The sequence below is a fragment of the Klebsiella sp. PK18 genome (genome assembly GCF_057784655.1).
This window is the reverse complement of record NZ_CM173493.1, coordinates 1076436-1093418: the sequence shown is the minus strand read 5'-3', so window position 1 is coordinate 1093418 and position 16983 is coordinate 1076436. Positions and strand designations below refer to the sequence as shown.

General features: G+C 61.3%; 19 protein-coding genes. 8 read left to right on the top strand and 11 right to left on the bottom strand.

The window, feature by feature from the left end; all coding sequences use genetic code 11:
* Nucleotides 1–7: 7 nt before the first annotated feature.
* Together hydN and AC3EMD_RS05410 are read right to left on the bottom strand one after the other, a co-directional pair.
* The gene (hydN, locus tag AC3EMD_RS05415; RefSeq protein WP_002914875.1) at nucleotides 8–535 is read right to left on the bottom strand and encodes an electron transport protein HydN; all 528 of its coding nucleotides are present in this window, start codon (nucleotides 533–535) and stop codon (nucleotides 8–10) included.
* Nucleotides 536–671: 136 nt separating this feature from the next.
* On the bottom strand, nucleotides 672–1685 hold the full coding sequence (locus AC3EMD_RS05410) for a LacI family DNA-binding transcriptional regulator (RefSeq protein ID WP_048271989.1): 1014 nt from the start codon (nucleotides 1683–1685) through the stop codon (nucleotides 672–674).
* 266 nt (nucleotides 1686–1951) lie between these two features.
* Here AC3EMD_RS05410 and ascF point away from each other — a divergent pair, with 266 nt between their 5' ends.
* The 3 genes from ascF to AC3EMD_RS05395 all read left to right on the top strand — a co-directional run bounded on the left by ascF (nucleotide 1952) and on the right by AC3EMD_RS05395 (nucleotide 5335).
* Nucleotides 1952–3394 (top strand): PTS cellobiose/arbutin/salicin transporter subunit IIBC, encoded by a 1443-nt coding sequence (gene ascF / locus AC3EMD_RS05405; protein WP_247098541.1) that lies wholly within the window; start codon nucleotides 1952–1954, stop codon nucleotides 3392–3394.
* Between the two features lie 26 nt (nucleotides 3395–3420).
* Complete coding sequence (locus AC3EMD_RS05400; protein ID WP_022065322.1) at nucleotides 3421–4845, top strand: 6-phospho-beta-glucosidase; 1425 nt, start codon at nucleotides 3421–3423, stop codon at nucleotides 4843–4845.
* Nucleotides 4846–5026: 181 nt separating this feature from the next.
* The gene (locus AC3EMD_RS05395) at nucleotides 5027–5335 is read left to right on the top strand and encodes a SymE family type I addiction module toxin (RefSeq protein WP_012967361.1); all 309 of its coding nucleotides are present in this window, start codon (nucleotides 5027–5029) and stop codon (nucleotides 5333–5335) included.
* Here the strand turns inward: AC3EMD_RS05395 and hycI are convergent.
* The 9 genes from hycI to hycA all read right to left on the bottom strand — a co-directional run bounded on the left by hycI (nucleotide 5332) and on the right by hycA (nucleotide 13136).
* Entirely contained in the window at nucleotides 5332–5802 is a 471-nt protein-coding gene (gene hycI / locus AC3EMD_RS05390) for a hydrogenase maturation peptidase HycI (protein ID WP_302073971.1), read from the bottom strand. The genes AC3EMD_RS05395 and hycI overlap by 4 nt on opposite strands.
* Nucleotides 5795–6205 carry a formate hydrogenlyase maturation HycH family protein gene (locus AC3EMD_RS05385; RefSeq protein WP_110196514.1) on the bottom strand — a complete coding sequence of 137 codons (411 nt, stop codon included), beginning with the start codon at nucleotides 6203–6205 and terminating at the stop codon, nucleotides 5795–5797. The genes hycI and AC3EMD_RS05385 overlap by 8 nt, the downstream gene beginning before the upstream one ends.
* Nucleotides 6202–6969 carry an NADH-quinone oxidoreductase subunit B family protein gene (locus AC3EMD_RS05380; RefSeq protein WP_002914891.1) on the bottom strand — a complete coding sequence of 256 codons (768 nt, stop codon included), beginning with the start codon at nucleotides 6967–6969 and terminating at the stop codon, nucleotides 6202–6204. The genes AC3EMD_RS05385 and AC3EMD_RS05380 overlap by 4 nt, the downstream gene beginning before the upstream one ends.
* Nucleotides 6969–7511: a formate hydrogenlyase complex iron-sulfur subunit gene (locus tag AC3EMD_RS05375; protein WP_016161699.1), complete on the bottom strand. Its 543-nt coding sequence runs from the start codon at nucleotides 7509–7511 to the stop codon at nucleotides 6969–6971. Before AC3EMD_RS05375 ends, AC3EMD_RS05380 begins: the two co-directional genes overlap by 1 nt.
* A gap of 9 nt (nucleotides 7512–7520) precedes the next feature.
* Nucleotides 7521–9230: a formate hydrogenlyase subunit HycE gene (gene hycE / locus AC3EMD_RS05370; protein ID WP_004151044.1), complete on the bottom strand. Its 1710-nt coding sequence runs from the start codon at nucleotides 9228–9230 to the stop codon at nucleotides 7521–7523.
* 16 nt (nucleotides 9231–9246) lie between these two features.
* Nucleotides 9247–10170 (bottom strand): respiratory chain complex I subunit 1 family protein, encoded by a 924-nt coding sequence (locus tag AC3EMD_RS05365; RefSeq protein ID WP_046882467.1) that lies wholly within the window; start codon nucleotides 10168–10170, stop codon nucleotides 9247–9249.
* A gap of 2 nt (nucleotides 10171–10172) precedes the next feature.
* Nucleotides 10173–11999 carry a formate hydrogenlyase subunit 3 gene (gene hycC, locus AC3EMD_RS05360; protein ID WP_032731140.1) on the bottom strand — a complete coding sequence of 609 codons (1827 nt, stop codon included), beginning with the start codon at nucleotides 11997–11999 and terminating at the stop codon, nucleotides 10173–10175.
* Nucleotides 11996–12604: a 4Fe-4S dicluster domain-containing protein gene (locus tag AC3EMD_RS05355; protein ID WP_012540764.1), complete on the bottom strand. Its 609-nt coding sequence runs from the start codon at nucleotides 12602–12604 to the stop codon at nucleotides 11996–11998. The genes hycC and AC3EMD_RS05355 overlap by 4 nt, the downstream gene beginning before the upstream one ends.
* Nucleotides 12605–12686: 82 nt before the next feature.
* On the bottom strand, nucleotides 12687–13136 hold the full coding sequence (gene hycA, locus AC3EMD_RS05350) for a formate hydrogenlyase regulator HycA (protein WP_004205645.1): 450 nt from the start codon (nucleotides 13134–13136) through the stop codon (nucleotides 12687–12689).
* A 209-nt stretch (nucleotides 13137–13345) separates the two neighbouring features.
* Here hycA and hypA point away from each other — a divergent pair, with 209 nt between their 5' ends.
* From hypA to hypE, 5 genes are read left to right on the top strand one after another with little or no spacing between them, the layout of a single operon-like run.
* The gene (gene hypA / locus AC3EMD_RS05345; protein WP_012540763.1) at nucleotides 13346–13690 is read left to right on the top strand and encodes a hydrogenase maturation nickel metallochaperone HypA; all 345 of its coding nucleotides are present in this window, start codon (nucleotides 13346–13348) and stop codon (nucleotides 13688–13690) included.
* Nucleotides 13691–13693: 3 nt separating this feature from the next.
* Nucleotides 13694–14566: a hydrogenase nickel incorporation protein HypB gene (gene hypB / locus AC3EMD_RS05340; RefSeq protein ID WP_008806186.1), complete on the top strand. Its 873-nt coding sequence runs from the start codon at nucleotides 13694–13696 to the stop codon at nucleotides 14564–14566.
* A complete protein-coding gene (locus AC3EMD_RS05335) occupies nucleotides 14557–14829 on the top strand; it encodes a HypC/HybG/HupF family hydrogenase formation chaperone (RefSeq protein WP_022064696.1) in 273 nt (90 codons plus the stop codon). The genes hypB and AC3EMD_RS05335 overlap by 10 nt, the downstream gene beginning before the upstream one ends.
* Nucleotides 14829–15950, top strand: a complete 1122-nt coding sequence (gene hypD / locus AC3EMD_RS05330) for a hydrogenase formation protein HypD (RefSeq protein ID WP_012967355.1) — start codon at nucleotides 14829–14831, stop codon at nucleotides 15948–15950. The genes AC3EMD_RS05335 and hypD overlap by 1 nt, the downstream gene beginning before the upstream one ends.
* The gene (gene hypE, locus AC3EMD_RS05325; protein ID WP_008806188.1) at nucleotides 15947–16957 is read left to right on the top strand and encodes a hydrogenase expression/formation protein HypE; all 1011 of its coding nucleotides are present in this window, start codon (nucleotides 15947–15949) and stop codon (nucleotides 16955–16957) included. The genes hypD and hypE overlap by 4 nt, the downstream gene beginning before the upstream one ends.
* Nucleotides 16958–16983 lie beyond the last annotated feature (26 nt).

Genomic DNA, 16983 nt, shown 5'->3' with positions numbered 1-16983 from the left:
CCCGGTGTTACCAGGCCAGCGCCGTACGACGACGTTTCTCGATATTCATCTGCTCGAGTTTGTTGCGGTCAACGCACACCAGGGCGTGCGTCGGGCAGACTTCCATGCAGGCCGGGCCGCTCTCGCGGTGGAAGCAGAGATCGCACTTGTTGGCTTCGGCTTTTTCCGCCACGACGTTCAGTCCGGCGCCGCTATGGCGGATCACCGGGCGCACCACTACCTCCATCGCCCCGTACGGGCAGGCAACAACGCAGGTTTTGCAGCCGATGCAGCGCTCCTGCATCACATGGACAAAGCCTTTATCGCGGCTGATAGCGCCGTTCGGGCAGACGTTGGCGCAGGGGGCGTCTTCACACTGACGGCAGGCGGTCGCCGTGGAGACATTGACCCCTTTGATCACGTGAATACGCGGTTGAAAAGTGTGAGGCGTCAGGGAAGCGCAGTCCTGATGTTCCTGATGGGATACCACGCAGGCCACTTCGCAAGTGCGACAGCCGATACATTTGCTCGCATCGGCGATAATGAAACGGTTCATCCATTTCTCCAGCAGTAAGAAGGTTACGCGCCGGAGTATGCATAATACGTTCCAATTATTTAATATATTGATTTTAAATAATATTACAGTCTTGCCTTGCTGTCATCGTCAGTAGTGACGATGACAGCTGACGACGTCAGGCACAGGGACCCGACACCAGTGAATCACGCTCAATTAGCGCCCCGGGGAAGCTCTGCTGAAAGTTGAATTCCCCACCATCCAGCATAAATATCAGCCGATTGATGCTCTCTTTAATCATCTCCGTCACCGGTACCCGGACGCTGGCGAGCGACGGCACCATATACGGCGCCAGCACAATATCGTCAAACCCCACCACCGAGACCTGATCCGGAACCTTAACGCCCAGCTGGTGAAGCTGCTTCATCGCCCCGATCGCCATATCGTCATTGCTCGCCACCAGCGCGCTGTAGGTCACCCCGCGCTGACGCAGGATCTCCACCGCCGCCGCGCCGGTTTCCGGCGTCCAGCGCCCCTCCGCGATGAGCGCCTCGTTCAGGGCGATGCCGTGGCCAGCCAGCGCGTCTTTGTAGCCGGCGAGGCGTTCGACGCCGGTGGGTGAGTCAAGGGAGCCGGTAATAAAGGCGATATCGCGATGGCCAAGCGCAATCAGCCGCTCCACCACCCGCATCGCCGAGGCTTTTTGATCGGACCAGACGCAGTGGCTGGCGTGGCGGCGCAGGCGGCGATTAAGCACCATGATCGGCTGCGAGTGGTTCTCGACGATCTCGTCCATCTCGTCAACAGTGAGAAAGCGCGGGTAGATGATGATCGCATCGCAGCGCAGATCCAGCAGGTACTGGATCGCCTCCCGCTCCTCTTGCGCGCTGTGCTTGCCGTCGGCCAGGATCAGCTGTCGTCCCTTGTCTTCCGTCATCCGCGCCACGTGATACAGCAGCTCGCTGAAATAGACGCCGTGGTACAGGGTGTTGGTCACCACCAGGCCCAGGGTTTGCGTCGTTTTGGTCGCCAGGTTGCGCGCCAGCAGATTAGGCCGGTAGCCGCTCTCCGCCACCGCCTTAAACACCCGGTCTTTGGTCTCCTGACTGACATAGCCGTTGCCCGACAGTACCCGCGAAACGGTTGCCTTCGATACCCCCGCGCGCTTTGCGACCTCCAGCATCGTTGCCATGTGATTCTTCCTGTTGCAAAAGTTGCAGGCAGTGTACTGCACGTTTCCCGCTTTTACAGCATTCCCCTGTTCACCACCGCGATCCGGCTCACGGCGACGCTTCGCGATCAAAATCACAAAATTGAGATCATCTTTTTTATTCCTTGTGCAATCAAATGAAACTCACCATGATTTTGTGGAACCGGTTTCCTATATAAACATGGTATCGCCCGGCGATGCGGCGCGGTAGCAGATCAGTACCCTATTGATAAACAGGATAAAATCCGATGTCGAAAAATTATGCAGCCCTGGCGCAACAGATAGTCGCGGCAATCGGCGGAGTCGATAACGTCGCCGCCGTGACCCACTGCATGACCCGTCTGCGCTTCGTGATCAAAGACGACGAAAAGGTCGATAGCCCCACCCTGAAAGGCCTGACCGGGGTACTCGGCGTTGTGCGCAGCGATAACCAATGCCAGGTGATCATCGGCAATACCGTTTCCCAGGCCTACCGCGAGGTGGTGAATCTGCTGCCTGGCGACCTGCGCCCGGCTGAGCCGCAGGGCAAAGCGCCGCTAACCCTGAAACGCATCGGCGCCGGGATCCTTGACGCGCTGATCGGCACCATGTCGCCGCTGATCCCGGCGATTATCGGCGGATCGATGGTCAAGCTGCTGGCAATGATCCTTGAGATGAGCGGCGCGCTGCCGAAAGGCTCGCCGACGCTGACACTTCTGGCGCTTATCGGCGATGGCGCATTTTTCTTCCTGCCGCTGATGGTGGCCGCCTCCGCGGCGGTGAAATTCAAAACCAATATGTCGCTGGCTATCGCCATCGCCGGGGTGCTGGTGCATCCCGGGTTTATCGAATTGATGGCCAAAGCCGCCCAGGGCGAACACGTTGAATTTGCCTTTATTCCGGTTACCGCGGTGAAATACACCTACACGGTGATCCCGGCGCTGGTGATGACCTGGTGCCTGTCGTATATCGAGCGCTGGGTGGATCGCATTACCCCGGCGGTGACGAAAAACTTCCTTAAGCCGATGCTGATCGTGCTGATCGCCGCCCCGCTGGCGATCCTGCTGATTGGCCCGCTGGGCATCTGGATCGGTAGCGCCATTTCCGCGCTGGTGTATACGATCCACAGCTATCTCGGCTGGCTGTCGGTGGCGATCATGGGCGGGCTGTGGCCACTGCTGGTGATGACCGGGATGCACCGCGTCTTTACGCCAACCATCATTCAGACCATCGCCGAAACCGGCAAAGAGGGCATGGTGATGCCATCGGAGATCGGCGCCAACCTGTCGCTGGGCGGATCGTCGCTGGCGGTGGCGTGGAAAACCAAAAACCCGGAGCTGCGCCAGACGGCGCTGGCCGCCGCGGCATCGGCGATTCTGGCCGGGATTTCCGAACCGGCGCTGTACGGCGTGGCGGTGCGCCTGAAGCGCCCGCTGATCGCCAGCTTAATCAGCGGCTTTATCTGCGGCGCGGTGGCGGGAATCGCCGGTCTGGCCAGCCATTCGATGGCGGCGCCAGGGCTGTTTACCAGCGTGCAGTTTTTCGATCCAGCCAATCCGATGACTATCGTCTGGGTATTTGGCGTGATGGCGCTGTCGGTGGTGCTGTCGTTTGCCCTGACGCTGATCCTCGGCTTTGAAGATATTCCCGTTGAACAGGCCGCTGCCGACGCCAGAGCGCGCCAGGCCCGGGCCCAGGCATCCCACGCCTGAACACACAATTGATAATGAGGTAATGCATGGCGAGTTTCCCACAGGGATTTTTATGGGGCGGCGCACTGGCCGCCAACCAGTCTGAAGGCGCTTATCTTGAAGGCGGTAAGGGGCTGACCACCGTGGATACCCTCCCCCACGGCGCTCACCGCCTGCCGGTAAAATTAGGCCTGGAGAAGCGCTTTACGCTGCGTGAAGACGAATTTTACCCCAGCCATGAGGCGATCGATTTTTACCATCGCTATAAAGAAGATATTGCCCTGATGGCCGAGATGGGGTTCAGCGTCTTTCGCACCTCCATCGCCTGGAGCCGACTGTTCCCGCGCGGCGACGAGCAACAGCCGAATCCGCAGGGCATCGCCTTCTACCGCTCACTGTTTGAGGAGTGCAAAAAGCACGGTATTGAGCCGCTGGTCACGCTGTGTCATTTCGACGTGCCGATGCATCTGGTGATGGAGTACGGCTCCTGGCGCAACCGCAAAATGGTGGATTTTTTCAGCCACTACGCCCGCACCTGCTTTGAAGCTTTTGACGGTCTGGTGAAATACTGGCTCACCTTCAATGAAATCAACATCATGCTGCACAGCCCCTACTCCGGCGCCGGGCTGGTGTTTGAAGAGGGTGAAAATCAGGAGCAGGTGAAGTACCAGGCCGCGCATCACGAGCTGGTGGCCAGCGCGCTGGCGACAAAAATCGCCCATGAGATTAACCCGCAAAATCAGGTCGGCTGCATGCTGGCGGGCGGCAATTTCTATCCTTACTCCTGCAAGCCGGAAGATGTGTGGATGGCGCTGGAGAAGGACCGCGAAAATCTGTTCTTTATCGACGTCCAGGCGCGCGGCGCCTATCCGGTGTGGGCCGCGCGGGTGTTCCGGGAAAAAGGGGTCACGATTGCGAAACAGCCGGGCGATGACGAGATCCTCAAAAACACCGTCGATTTCGTCTCCTTTAGCTACTATGCGTCGCGCTGCGCCTCGGCGGAGATGAACGCCAGCAACACCAATGCCGCCAATATCGTCAAGTCGCTGAAGAACCCGCACATCCCGGCCAGCGAATGGGGGTGGGGCATCGACCCGCTGGGCCTGCGCATCACCATGAACATGATGTACGACCGCTATCAGAAACCGCTGTTCCTGGTGGAAAACGGGCTTGGCGCCCGCGATGAGATCGATGCCAATGGCGACATCAATGACGACTATCGCATCAGCTACCTGCGCGAGCACATCAGGGCAATGCGCGACGCTATCGGCGACGGTATTCCGGTGCTGGGCTACACCAGCTGGGGCTGCATCGATCTGGTCTCGGCGTCAACCGGCGAGATGAGCAAGCGCTACGGCTTTGTCTATGTCGATCGCGACGATGCCGGCAACGGCACCCTGGCGCGTAAGCGTAAAAAGTCATTCTTCTGGTACCAGAAGGTGATAGCCAGCAACGGCGCCGATCTCGACTAAGCGTCCTCGCCCACGCGCGCCCATTCCCCGCGATAAACGGGGGACGGGCGTCTGCTTTCTGTTGCATCTATTACATGCTTTTTTCTCGAGCCTGATTCCAGTTTCTGGTTTGCCTCCTGTTCACAATAACTGGTATTTTATCCAGTACTTTTACAGGGGTATCTTCAGCAAGGAGCACATCATGAGCGCACAGCACACTACCGCAGCCAGAGGGATAGCCAGGGCCATTCGCCAGTTAACCGTGGGATATGTCAGAAAACGCCATGAAGACCGCAAAACGCGGGAGACGCGGCGCTACACCCGCCACGCAGCCCTGAACCTGAACGGCGACTGGCTGGAGCAGGCGGGGTTTCCGGTCGGCACGCAGGTCAGAGTCTCGGTGTCGCCCGGGAAATTAGTGATAGAGAATCTTGAGCTGGCGCCGCCGGGAACGGGGCTCCCGGCAGGTCAGTCGTGCGCCGGCGGAGAGCCCGGTTCGCCGCTGGGTTAATCGTCTGCGGCCTCCAGCCGGGCAAAGCCGCCCTGGCCCTGCCAGTCTGCCAGCTGCTGGTACACCCGGGCAACGGCCTCTTTTACCGGCTGGGTCATCGGATAATAAAAACCGACGATATCCGGCTGAATGCCGAGGAAAATCACCTCGCCGACGTCCTCTTTCAGCTGATCGACCAGATAGTTGAGCGGCATGTTATGGGTGGTCATCATAAACATCTCGGCGATATCGTCGGGGTCGATGACGCGAATGTCACCGGGGTTGAGGCCCATATCGGTGGCATCGACAATCAGCAGGCGTTCGGGGCGTAATTCACGGATCGCCACGATGTCGTTTTCCGGCGCGCTGCCGCCGTCGATGACCACCCACTGGCCGGCCGGGTTCGCCGTGCACATCTCCGCCAGCAGCGGGCCGGCGCCGTCGTCGCCCATCATGCTGTTGCCAACACAGAGTAAAACGTCAGTCACGTAATCTCCTCACCATCAGATAGATGGCGCTCTCCTGGTGAATATCATGCAGCATGCTGAGCATCGTTTTACTCCACGCCTGCTGCTGCGGGGTCTGCGCGGACTGCGCTTTATCAAAGGCGTTGGCCAGCATCGCCACATGGCTGCTGTCGATGACGATTTCGCCATACTTCGGCACGCCCTCCATTTTGCGCTGCGCGGCGCTGCCCGCCTCAAGGGTGGCGATCCATGCCAGATACGCCTCCCACGGGCAGCTCAGCGCCGCCTCAAGACAGTCGATGACGCCGAGGTGGTGGCCAATCGCCAGGCTGTAATAGACCACCTGCTGCGCCTGATCCGGCGTGGCGTCGTTCTCATCAATAAATTTACGGCTCAGCTGACTGAACACCACCGTCTCGCTCATCGGATACGCGCCCCCTCGACCACCTGGTTGAGATGGGTGACGATCTCGGTCAGACGCGGATCTTTCTCCGCCTCCAGCCAGCGCAGCACCTGGCTGTCGCCCTGGCCGAGCAGACGCATATAGTCGTCAGCAATCTGCCGGCCATAGCGATAACCCGCCAGACGCCGCGCTTCGCGATCGATGCGCACCCGCAGGGGCTGCACCATATCGGCATGCAGCAGCTCGGTCGGCTGTTCGTCGAGTTCGCCTGGCAGACGAGCATGGATTTTCTGCTCCAGCAGGCCGAGCGCCATGGCAAAGCCGTACAGGGTGGCGGCGGGCGTCGGCGGGCAGCCCGGAATATAGACATCGACCGGTACGATTTTATCGGTACCGCCCCAGACGCAGTACAGGTCGTGGAAGATGCCGCCGCTGTTGCCGCAGGCACCGTAGGAGATACAGATCTTCGGATCCGGCGCCGACTGCCAGGCGCGCAGCGCCGGGGAGCGCATGGCGCGGGTCACCGCCCCGGTAAACAGCAGGATATCGGCATGGCGCGGCGAAGGCACCACTTTAATCCCGAAGCGTTCAGCGTCGAACAGCGGCGAAAGGGTAGCGAAAATTTCGATTTCGCAACCGTTGCAGCCGCCGCAGTCGACGCGGTAGACGTAGGCCGAACGTTTAATCTTCTTCAGCAGCGAGGCCTTCATGCTGGCGATGGATTCATCCACCGTCATCGGCACGGGTATGCCGTTTTCATCGCGCGGGCCAAGTAAAGTACTCATCAGCTGGCCTCCCTCATATGGCGGGTCAGTTCAATACGATCGGACGGCACCAGGCATTTCTGGCGCTTGCATTCCGGGCAGGTTTCGAAGCTTTCACGGTGCAGCTCGGCGCGGGTATCGCCGTTATGCTTGAGCAGCGCGATGGCGTAGTCGATCTCCTTCTGCACCGCGAACGGACGCTGGCACTCCCGGCAGTGGCAGATAGCGAAGCGCGACTGCTGGAGGAAATCCTCTTTCTTCCACACCGCCAGCTCATACTCCGGCGACAGCTTAATCGCCGCCGTCGGGCACACCTCTTCACAGCGGCCGCAGAAGATGCAGCGCCCGAGGTTAAACTGCCACGCCAGCTGTTTAGTGGCCAGATCGGTCTCGACCGTCAGGGCGTTCGACGGGCAGGCGTTCACGCAGGCCGCGCAGCCGATACACTGCTGCGGCGTATGCTCCGGCTTGCCGCGGAAGTTTTTGTCCACTGGCATCGGCTCCAGCGGGTAGGCGTGCGTCGCGGTGCCGGTCTTAATAACTTTTTTAATAAAGGTAAACATGGCGATTCCTTATTTCAGCGGCGAGTTTTTACGCTCGATGCTGTAGCGCTCCAGCTCTTTGTACGGCACCACTTTGCTCTTCTTCTTGCGTACGTCGACAACGGTCATGCGGTCGGTACAGGAGTAGCACGGGTCGAGGCTGCCGATGATCAGCGGCGCATCGGAAACGGTGTTGCCGCGTAGCATATAGCGCAGGGTCGGCCAGTTGGCGTAGGTCGCCGCCCGGCAGCGCCAGCGGTACAGTTTCTGGTTGTCGCCGGTCATGCTCCAGTGGATATCGTCGCCGCGCGGCGCCTCGGAGAAGCCCAGTGCGAAGCGGTGCGGAATATAGGTGAACCCTTCCACCATCAGCGGGCCGCCCGGCAGGTTATCGAGACCGAAATCAATCATATTCAGCGCGGTATAAACCTCGTTGATCCGCACCTTGAGGCGAGATATCACGTCGCAACCCTGCTCGCTGTGGACTTCCATCGGCAGCAGGCCGTAGCCGACAAACGGGTGGTCGGCGCGGGTGTCGCGGGCGTGGCCGCTGGCGCGCACCATCGGGCCGACGTTACTAAAGTCGCGGGCGATTTCCGGATCCAGACGGCCAATACCGACGGTACGCTGTTCCATATTCGGCGTGCTGAGCAGCATATCCACCAGCTCCTGCACGTCGCGGCGCATCTGCTGCGCCAGCTGACGGGTCTGGATCATGTCCTCTTTCAGCAGGTCGCGGCGGATCCCGCCGATCAGGTTCAGGCCGTAGGTTTTACGCGCGCCGGTAAGAATTTCCGCCATCTTCATTGAGGTTTCGCGCACGCGGAAGAACTGCATAAAGCCGGAGTCAAAGCCGGTAAAGTGGCAGGCCAGACCGAGGTTCAGCAGGTGCGAGTGCAGGCGTTCCACCTCCAGCAGAATGGCGCGGATCATCTGCGCCCGCTCCGGCACCACGATGCCCATCGCGTTCTCCACCGAGGTGGTGTAAGCGGTACTGTGGGCGAAGCCGCAGATGCCGCATACCCGGTCCGACAGGAAGGTCACTTCGTTATAGCCCATGCGGGTTTCCGCCAGCTTTTCCATCCCGCGATGGACGTAGAACAGGCGGTAGTCGGCATCGATAATGTTCTCGCCGTCAACGAACAGGCGGAAGTGGCCAGGTTCATCAGAGGTGACGTGCAGCGGGCCGATCGGCACCACGTTGTTTTTCTTGCTGCCGAGCTCGTTAATGAACTCGTAGGTTTCGGCGTCGGTGGTCGGCGCCGGGCGCTGGCGGTAGTCCATGCTGTCTTTGCGCAGCGGATAGAGTTCGTCCGGCCAGTCGTCCGGTAGCACCAGACGACGTTCGTCCGGCAGGCCGACCGGCACCAGGCCGTACATATCGCGCACTTCGCGCTCGCCCCACACCGCCGCCGGGACGCGCGGCGTCACCGACGGGTATTCCGGTTTGTTGGCGTCCACTTCCACGCGCACGGTGATCCAGCATTTGGTGCCCTGCTCCATCGACAGCACGTAATAGACCGCGTAGTGGCCGTTGAGCTTACGTTCATCGTTGCCGAACAGCACCGACAGCCAGCCACCCTGCTGGTAGTAGAGAAACTCCACCACTTCCGGCAGGTAGTTGACCTTCACGGTGATGGTTAACTGGTCTTTGGTCTGCCAGGCTTCGTCCAGCACCACGCCCGGAAAGGCCTGGTGCAGCGCCGCAAGATAGTGTTGACCGATTTTTTCTTCAGACATGCTCAAACTCTCTTAATCACGCCACCAGCAAGGAGACGAAAGCTAAAAAGGCGAAACCAAACCCGGCCCAGGTGACGCGGGAGGTGGCACAAAAACGCAGACGCGCCATGCTGTTTTCAAACAACGCGATAATCAGCACCCCGACTACCAGCTTGACGACAGCGACCACCAGCGCCAACAGCAGGCCGCCGACGCTGAAGCTGGTCATCTGGCCCCACGGGAAAAAGACCCCGACAAACATCTGCAGCACCACCAGCTGTTTGAGGCTGATGCCCCACTTCAGGATGCCAAAGCCGCTGCCGCTGTATTCCGACAGGGGGCCCTCCTGCAGCTCCTGCTCCGCTTCCGCCAGATCGAACGGCAGTTTGCCCATCTCGATAAAGGTGGCGAAGGCGCAGGCGCACAGCGCCAGAATCAGTGGAATGCTGCGCGCCGCCGGCCAGTGGTAAAGGGTATCGGTGATGGTGCTGATATGGGTCGAGCCGGCGACCTGCGCCGCCACCCACAGGCCCAGCAGCAGGATCGGCTCCACCAGCACGCCGAGCATCGCTTCGCGACTACTGCCCAGCGCGGTAAACGGGCTGCCGGTGTCCAGACCAGAAATGGCAAAGAAGAAACGGGCGATGGCGAACAGGTAGATCAGGGTGATGAGATCCCCGAGCACCGGCAGCGGGGAGTCTACCGTCACCACCGGCAGCGCGGTGGCGATGGTCAGCATCACGCCCACCATGACGTACGGCGTCAGGCGAAACACCCAGCCCGAGGCGTCAGGACCGACGCTCTGACGGCCCAGCAGTTTCAGGATATCGCGATACTCCTGCAGTACCCCCGGTCCGCGGCGGTTATGCAGCCGCGCGCGGGCGACGCGAACGATCCCGGACAACAGCGGCGCGACGGCAAACAGCACCAGCGCCTGTAGCAATGCAATTAACAGACTCATTCTCAGGCTCCTCGCGAAATGACAATCACCACCAGCACCGCCAGCTCAACCAGCGCGATCCCGCGCAGCAGCGCCGGCGCCGAGGCCGATTGCCAGCCCGGCACCAGACGCACCGGGTTCAGCCAGTGACGCAGCTTCAGCAACGGCGCAAAGGCCTCTTTCACCGGCATGGCAAAGCCGTGGGCCGTTACCACCATCGACTGCTCGTGGTCGTAACCGCAGACCCACGCCGCGCCGCGCGAGCGCGCCGCCAGGCGATCGCCTTTAAAGAAGATCATCAGCAGGAACGGCAGCAGCGGGCAGGCGATAAGCAGCAGCGCGATCATCGGCTGCGATACCACGCTCGATACCTGAGCCTGCACCGGGAAGGCGCCGCTCACCAGCGGCAGCAGCCACGGCGCGGCGATGCCGCCAACGAGGCAGAAGACCGCCGCCAGTATTACGCTCAGGGTCATCAGCCAGGGGGCGCAGGTGGCGTTTTCCGCCTCTTTCGTCCGCGGCGCGCCGAGGAAGGTCACGCCATAGACTTTCGCCATACACATCACCGCCAGTGCGCCGGTGATCGCCAGGCCGACGGCCAGCAGCGGCCCCAGCAGACGGCCAATAAACAGGTCGCCGGTGCTCATTTTGAAGAAGGACTGGTAGATAACCCACTCGCCGGCGAAGCCGTTCAGCGGCGGCAGGGCCGCCATTGCCATCAGTCCTACCAGCATGGCGAGGGAGATCAACGGCATTTTTTTACCGATGCCGCCCAGCTTCTCGATATCGCGATGGCCGGTACGGAACCACACCGCCCCGGCGCCGAGGAACAGCGTGGTTTTGAACAGGCTGTGGTTAATCAGGTGATACATGCCGCCGATAAAACCCAGCACCATCAGCGTGCTGTTGCGGGTTGCCACGCCGGTAACAAAGGCGCCCAGCCCCAGCAGGATGATGCCGATGTTCTCGAGGGTGTGATAGGCCAGCAGACGCTGAATGTTATGCTCCATCAGGGCATACAGCCCGCCGATAAAGGCGGTGATCATCCCCAGCGCCAGCAGCATGACGCCCCACCACAGCGGCGGCACGCCGCCGGCCAGCGAGACGGTCAGCATGCCGTACAGACCGACCTTCATCACCACGGTGGAAAACAGCGCGGCGGCCGGCGCGCTGGCCCCGGCGTGAGCCTGCGGCGCCCAGCCGTGCAGCGGGATCGCCCCGGCCAGCAGGGCGAACCCCACCAGTCCCGGCAGCCACAGCAGCGGGTTCTGCATCATATCCACTGCCTGGAGGTTGATCTGCGCCAGCTCGAGGGTGCCGTAGGTCGACCACACCAGCCAGCAGGTCCAGGCCATCAGCAACGTGCCGAGACGCCCCAGGGCAAACCACAGCTTACCGGAAGCGGCGCAGCCGGTGAGAAACGCCGCGCAGAGCGCCATGATCTCCGCCATCACCACCAGCGAACCGATATTGGTCACCACCACCGCGCAGGTGGCGGCGGCCAACAGCAGGTTGACCAGCAGGCCGTTGGCCTTCACCTGCGGATGGCGATGCCAGCTAATATTGAACAATGACACCGGCAGCGCCGACAGGCCGATGGCCAGCAGCCACAGCGCGTTGACACCGCCCACCCGCATCGTCAGATGCAGAAACTGCAGCATTCCGCCGTGGATCCGTTCCGGCATCAAGAGCGCTGCGCCGCCGGCAACCACCAGCATGGCGCTGGCCACCGCGCCGCCGATCCCGGCAATAGCGCCGCTGAGCGGTTTACGCATGGCAAACACAAAGGCCAGCACGGCGCTGGCGGCGTACCACATCACCGCCTGATTGACTAATCCTATTACACTCATTCCCTCTCCCCCTGTTGCGCCTGGAACAGCGACAAGTCGCCAAGGTCGGTATTAAAGGTCAGCTGGCGTTTACGCTTGCTGGCCTGGGCGATATCCCGGCTATCCACCAACAGCAGCGCGTTGGTCGGGCAGGTCCGCACGCAGGCCGGGCCCTGGTCATCGAAGTGGCAGAGGTCGCATTTCACGGCAATGGCGCGCACGCCGGGCACCCAGTCGAGCAGCGAGCTGACACGGGCCGGCGCCGGCGGCGCGGGGGGCGCCAGTCGGGTATTGGCATTGGCCGGAATATCCAGCGGACGGCTGCCGGAAAATTCGATGGCGCCAAACGGGCAGGCGATGCCGCACAGTTTGCAGCTTACGCACAGGCTCTCGTTGAGCTGGACGGCGCCATCGACGCGCTGGATGGCGTTAACCGGGCAGACGGTGGCGCAGGGGGCATCTTCGCAGTGGTGGCACATCTGCGGTGCCGATTCTTTTTCATTACGCATCACCTGCAGCCGCGGCATAGCCTGCAGGCCGTGCTGGCGATGCGTCTCAGAGCAGGCGGCTTCGCAGGTGCGGCAGCCGATACAGACAGTGGAGTCAGCAATTACAAAACGGTTCACCGGGTCATCCTCGGGTGAAAGTCATTTTTGACGAAATCAGGTTGCGCAGGTGTCATTTTCGACACGTGTCGACACCTCGCGATCAGTGGGTCAGGGCCAGATGGCTTAAATCCACCGGTTGGTCTTGCTCCATGGCGTCATATAGACGGTCATAGACAGTGGCGATAATCGCCAGATAGTGCTCCAGCACCTGGTCGCGGGAGCGGTTGCTGATCCGCCCGTCCACCGTGCCATCTGCCGCCAGCGTGGCCTGAGCAATCAGGTACTTATCACCGCCGCCTTTGTTTTCGACGTAGTATTCGATGGTGTGGCTGTTAAAGCCTTCCGCCAGCGCGACAAACACCTGAAAATGGCCGAACAGCACGAAGCACAGCTCTTTATCCGGCGCGCAGCTCATCGCGTGATGCAGGCGGGCCTTCGACAGGGTGATCCCCTGAACCAGCGAGTTACAGTAGATGTGCCACTGCTCCTGCTGCTGCCGGTGACGGTCGGCGATGTAATCCGCCTTTTCACTTATTTCCCAAATAGTCATATCGGTTTCTCCGTTGCATGAGATGCACCCTCTAAGCATTTTTCATGCCATTTTTTATTTAATTGATTTAACTATGTTTTTGTATTCATCCCTGCCGATGCGACATGTCGATGACAGCCCCGGGGCGTCGACATCGACATTGCCGGCCACGACGATTTCATTCTGGCATCGTTATTGCATACAAGGCGCATTGCGATACGGAGGCGACTATGCACGAAATCACCCTCAGCCAGCGGGCGCTGGAAATTATTGAACAACAGGCGCAGCAGGCCGGCGCGCGACGGGTGACCGGCGTGTGGCTCAAGGTCGGCGCATTTTCCTGCGTGGAAGCCAGCGCCCTGACCTTCTGCTTTGAGCTGGTCTGCCGGGGCACGCTGGCGGAGGGGTGCGAACTGCATATCGCCGAACAACAGGCTGAATGCTGGTGCGAACGCTGCCAGCAGTACGTCCATCTTGTCTCGCAGCACGTCCGCCGCTGCCCGCTCTGCAATAACGACCAGCTACAGATCGTGGCGGATGACGGCTTACAGATTCAGCGTTTAGAACTGGAGTAAACTATGTGTACAACATGCGGCTGTGGCGAAGGCAACCTCTATATTGAAGGAGACGAACGAAACCCGCATTCCGCGTTCCGCAGCGCCCCCTTCGCGCCCGCCCCACGCCAGACGATGACCATCACCGGTGTCAAAACCGATCACTTCGCCCCCACCCGCACGCCAGAGGGCGACCTGCATTACGGCCATGGCGAGGCTGGGACTCACGCCCCGGGGCAGAGCCAGCGGCGGATGCTGGAAGTGGAGATCGACGTGCTGGATAAAAACAACCGTCTGGCGGCGCGCAACCGCGCACGCTTTGCGGCGAAACAGCAGCTGGTGCTGAATCTGGTTTCCAGCCCCGGCTCCGGTAAAACCACCCTGCTGACCGAAACCCTCACCCGGCTGAAAGGACGCGCCGACTGCGCGGTGATTGAAGGCGATCAGCAAACGGTCAATGACGCCGCCCGCATTCGCGCCACCGGCACCCCGGCGATTCAGGTCAATACCGGGAAAGGCTGCCATCTCGATGCCCAGATGATCGCCGACGCCGCCCCGCGCCTGCCGCTGGCTGACCACGGCATTCTGTTTATCGAAAACGTCGGCAACCTGGTCTGCCCGGCCAGCTTTGATCTTGGCGAACGCCATAAGGTGGCAGTGCTGTCGGTCACCGAAGGCGAAGACAAGCCGCTGAAATATCCACATATGTTTGCCGCCGCCAGCCTGATGCTGCTCAACAAAGTCGACCTGCTGCCGTATCTCAATTTCGACGTTGAGAAGTGCCTGGCCTGCGCCCGTGAGGTCAATCCGCATATTGAGATTATTCTCCTCTCGGCCACCAGCGGCGAAGGCATGGAGCAGTGGCTCACCTGGCTGGAGACGCAGCGATGTGCATAGGCATTCCGGGACAAATTTGCGCCATCGACGGCGTGCTGGCGAAGGTGGAAGTCTGTGGCATTCAGCGCGACGTCGACCTGACGCTGGTGGGCGCCGTTGACGAGCAGGGTCAGACGCGTCTCGGCCAGTGGGTGCTGGTGCACGTTGGGTTCGCCATGAGCGTGATCAATGAAGCCGAAGCGCGCGACACTCTCGAGGCGCTGCAAAATATGTTCGATGTGGAGCCGGACGTCGGCGCGCTGCTGTATGGCGAGGAGCGATAATGCGTTACGTTGACGAATACCGCGCCCCCGAACAGGTGATGCAGCTGGTGGCGCATCTTCAGCAGCGTGCGCGTCTGCTGCCGCACACCGCCGCGCGACCGCTACGCATCATGGAGGTCTGCGGCGGCCATACTCATGCCATTTTTAAATTCGGGCTCGACCAGCTGTTGCCGGAGAATATCGAATTTATTCATGGGCCAGGCTGCCCGGTGTGCGTCCTGCCGATGGGGCGCATCGATGCCTGCATTGAGATTGCCAGCCGTCCGGGGGTCATCTTCTGCACCTTCGGCGACGCCATGCGCGTGCCAGGTAAAAACGGCTCGCTGCTGCAGGCGAAATCCCGCGGCGCCGATGTCCGCATCGTTTACTCGCCGATGGACGCCCTGCGGCTGGCGCAGCAAAACCCGCAGCGTGAGGTGGTCTTTTTCGGCCTCGGTTTCGAAACCACCATGCCCGCCACCGCCCTCACCCTGCGTCAGGCGCGGGAGCGCAACGTCGATAACTTCTACTTTTTTTGCCAGCACATCACCCTGCTGCCGACCCTGCGCAGCCTGCTGGATCAGCCGGACAACAGTATCGACGCCTTTCTCGCCCCGGGCCACGTCAGTATGGTGATCGGCACCGAAGCCTACGGCTTTATCGCCAGCGACTATCATCGTCCTTTAGTGGTCGCTGGTTTCGAACCGCTTGATCTACTGCAAGGCGCGGTGATGCTGGTTGAGCAGACAATAGCGCAGCGCAGCGATGTGGAAAATCAGTACCGTCGCGTGGTGCCGGATGCCGGCAACCCGCTGGCGCAAGCGGCGATGGCCGACGTCTTTCGCCTGGATGGCGACAGCGAATGGCGCGGCCTGGGGGTCATTAGCGACTCCGGCGTGCAGCTTACGCCAGCCTATCAGCGCTTCGATGCCGAGGCGCATTTCCGCCCGGCGCCGCAGCGCGTGTGCGACGACCCGCGGGCCCGCTGCGGCGAGGTGCTGACCGGCCGCTGTAAACCGCACCAGTGCCCGCTCTTCGCCCGCACCTGCAATCCGCAAAGCGCCTTTGGCGCGCTGATGGTCTCCTCAGAAGGGGCCTGCGCCGCCTGGTATCAATATCGCAGTCAGGAAAATGAAGCATGAAAAGCGTCCAGTTAGCCCACGGTAGCGGCGGTCAGGCAATGCAGCAGCTGATCGGCGACCTGTTTATGCAGGCCTTCGCCAACCCCTGGCTGGCGGAGCAGGAGGATCAGGCGCGCCTCGATCTGGCGGCGCTCGCCGCCCAGGGGGACCGCCTCGCCTTCTCCACCGACAGCTACGTGATTGACCCGCTGTTCTTTCCCGGCGGCAATATCGGCAAGCTGGCCGTCTGCGGTACCGCCAACGATGTGGCGGTCAGCGGCGCCATCCCCCGCTATCTTTCCTGCGGCTTTATTCTCGAAGAGGGGCTGGAGATGGCCACCCTGGAAGCGGTGGTCGCCAGCATGGCCGACACCGCCCGGGCGGCAGGGATCGCCATCGTCACCGGCGACACTAAAGTGGTGCCGCGCGGCGCGGCGGATAAGCTGTTTATTAACACCGCCGGCATCGGCGCCATCCCGGCGGACGTTCGCTGGGGGACGCAGCAGATTAGCGCCGGTGATGTGCTACTGGTCAGCGGCACGCTGGGGGATCATGGCGCCACCATCCTTAACCTGCGCGAGCAGATGGGGCTGGACGGCGCGCTGTCCAGCGATTGCGCGGTGCTGACGCCGCTTATCCAGACCCTGCGGCCACTGAGTGGAGTGAAAGCTCTGCGCGACGCCACCCGCGGCGGGGTCAATGCCGTCGCCCATGAGTTCGCCGCCGCCAGCGGCTGCGGCATCGAACTGCAGGAGGCAACGCTGCCGGTCAACGATACGGTGCGCGGCGTCTGCGAACTGCTTGGGCTGGACGCCCTGAACTTCGCCAATGAAGGCAAACTGGTGCTCGCCGTCGCCCGCGAGGCCGCGGAAAACGTGCTAGCGCATTTGCGGTCTCACCCACTGGGACGCGATGCGGCGATAATCGGCGAAGTGGTCGACCGCCCGGGCGTGCGTTCCGTTGGGCTGTACGGCGTGAAGCGTACGCTCGATCTTCCCCACGCCGAGCCGCTGCCGAGAATTTGTTAACGACGGCGTCGGGTCCCGGATAGCGG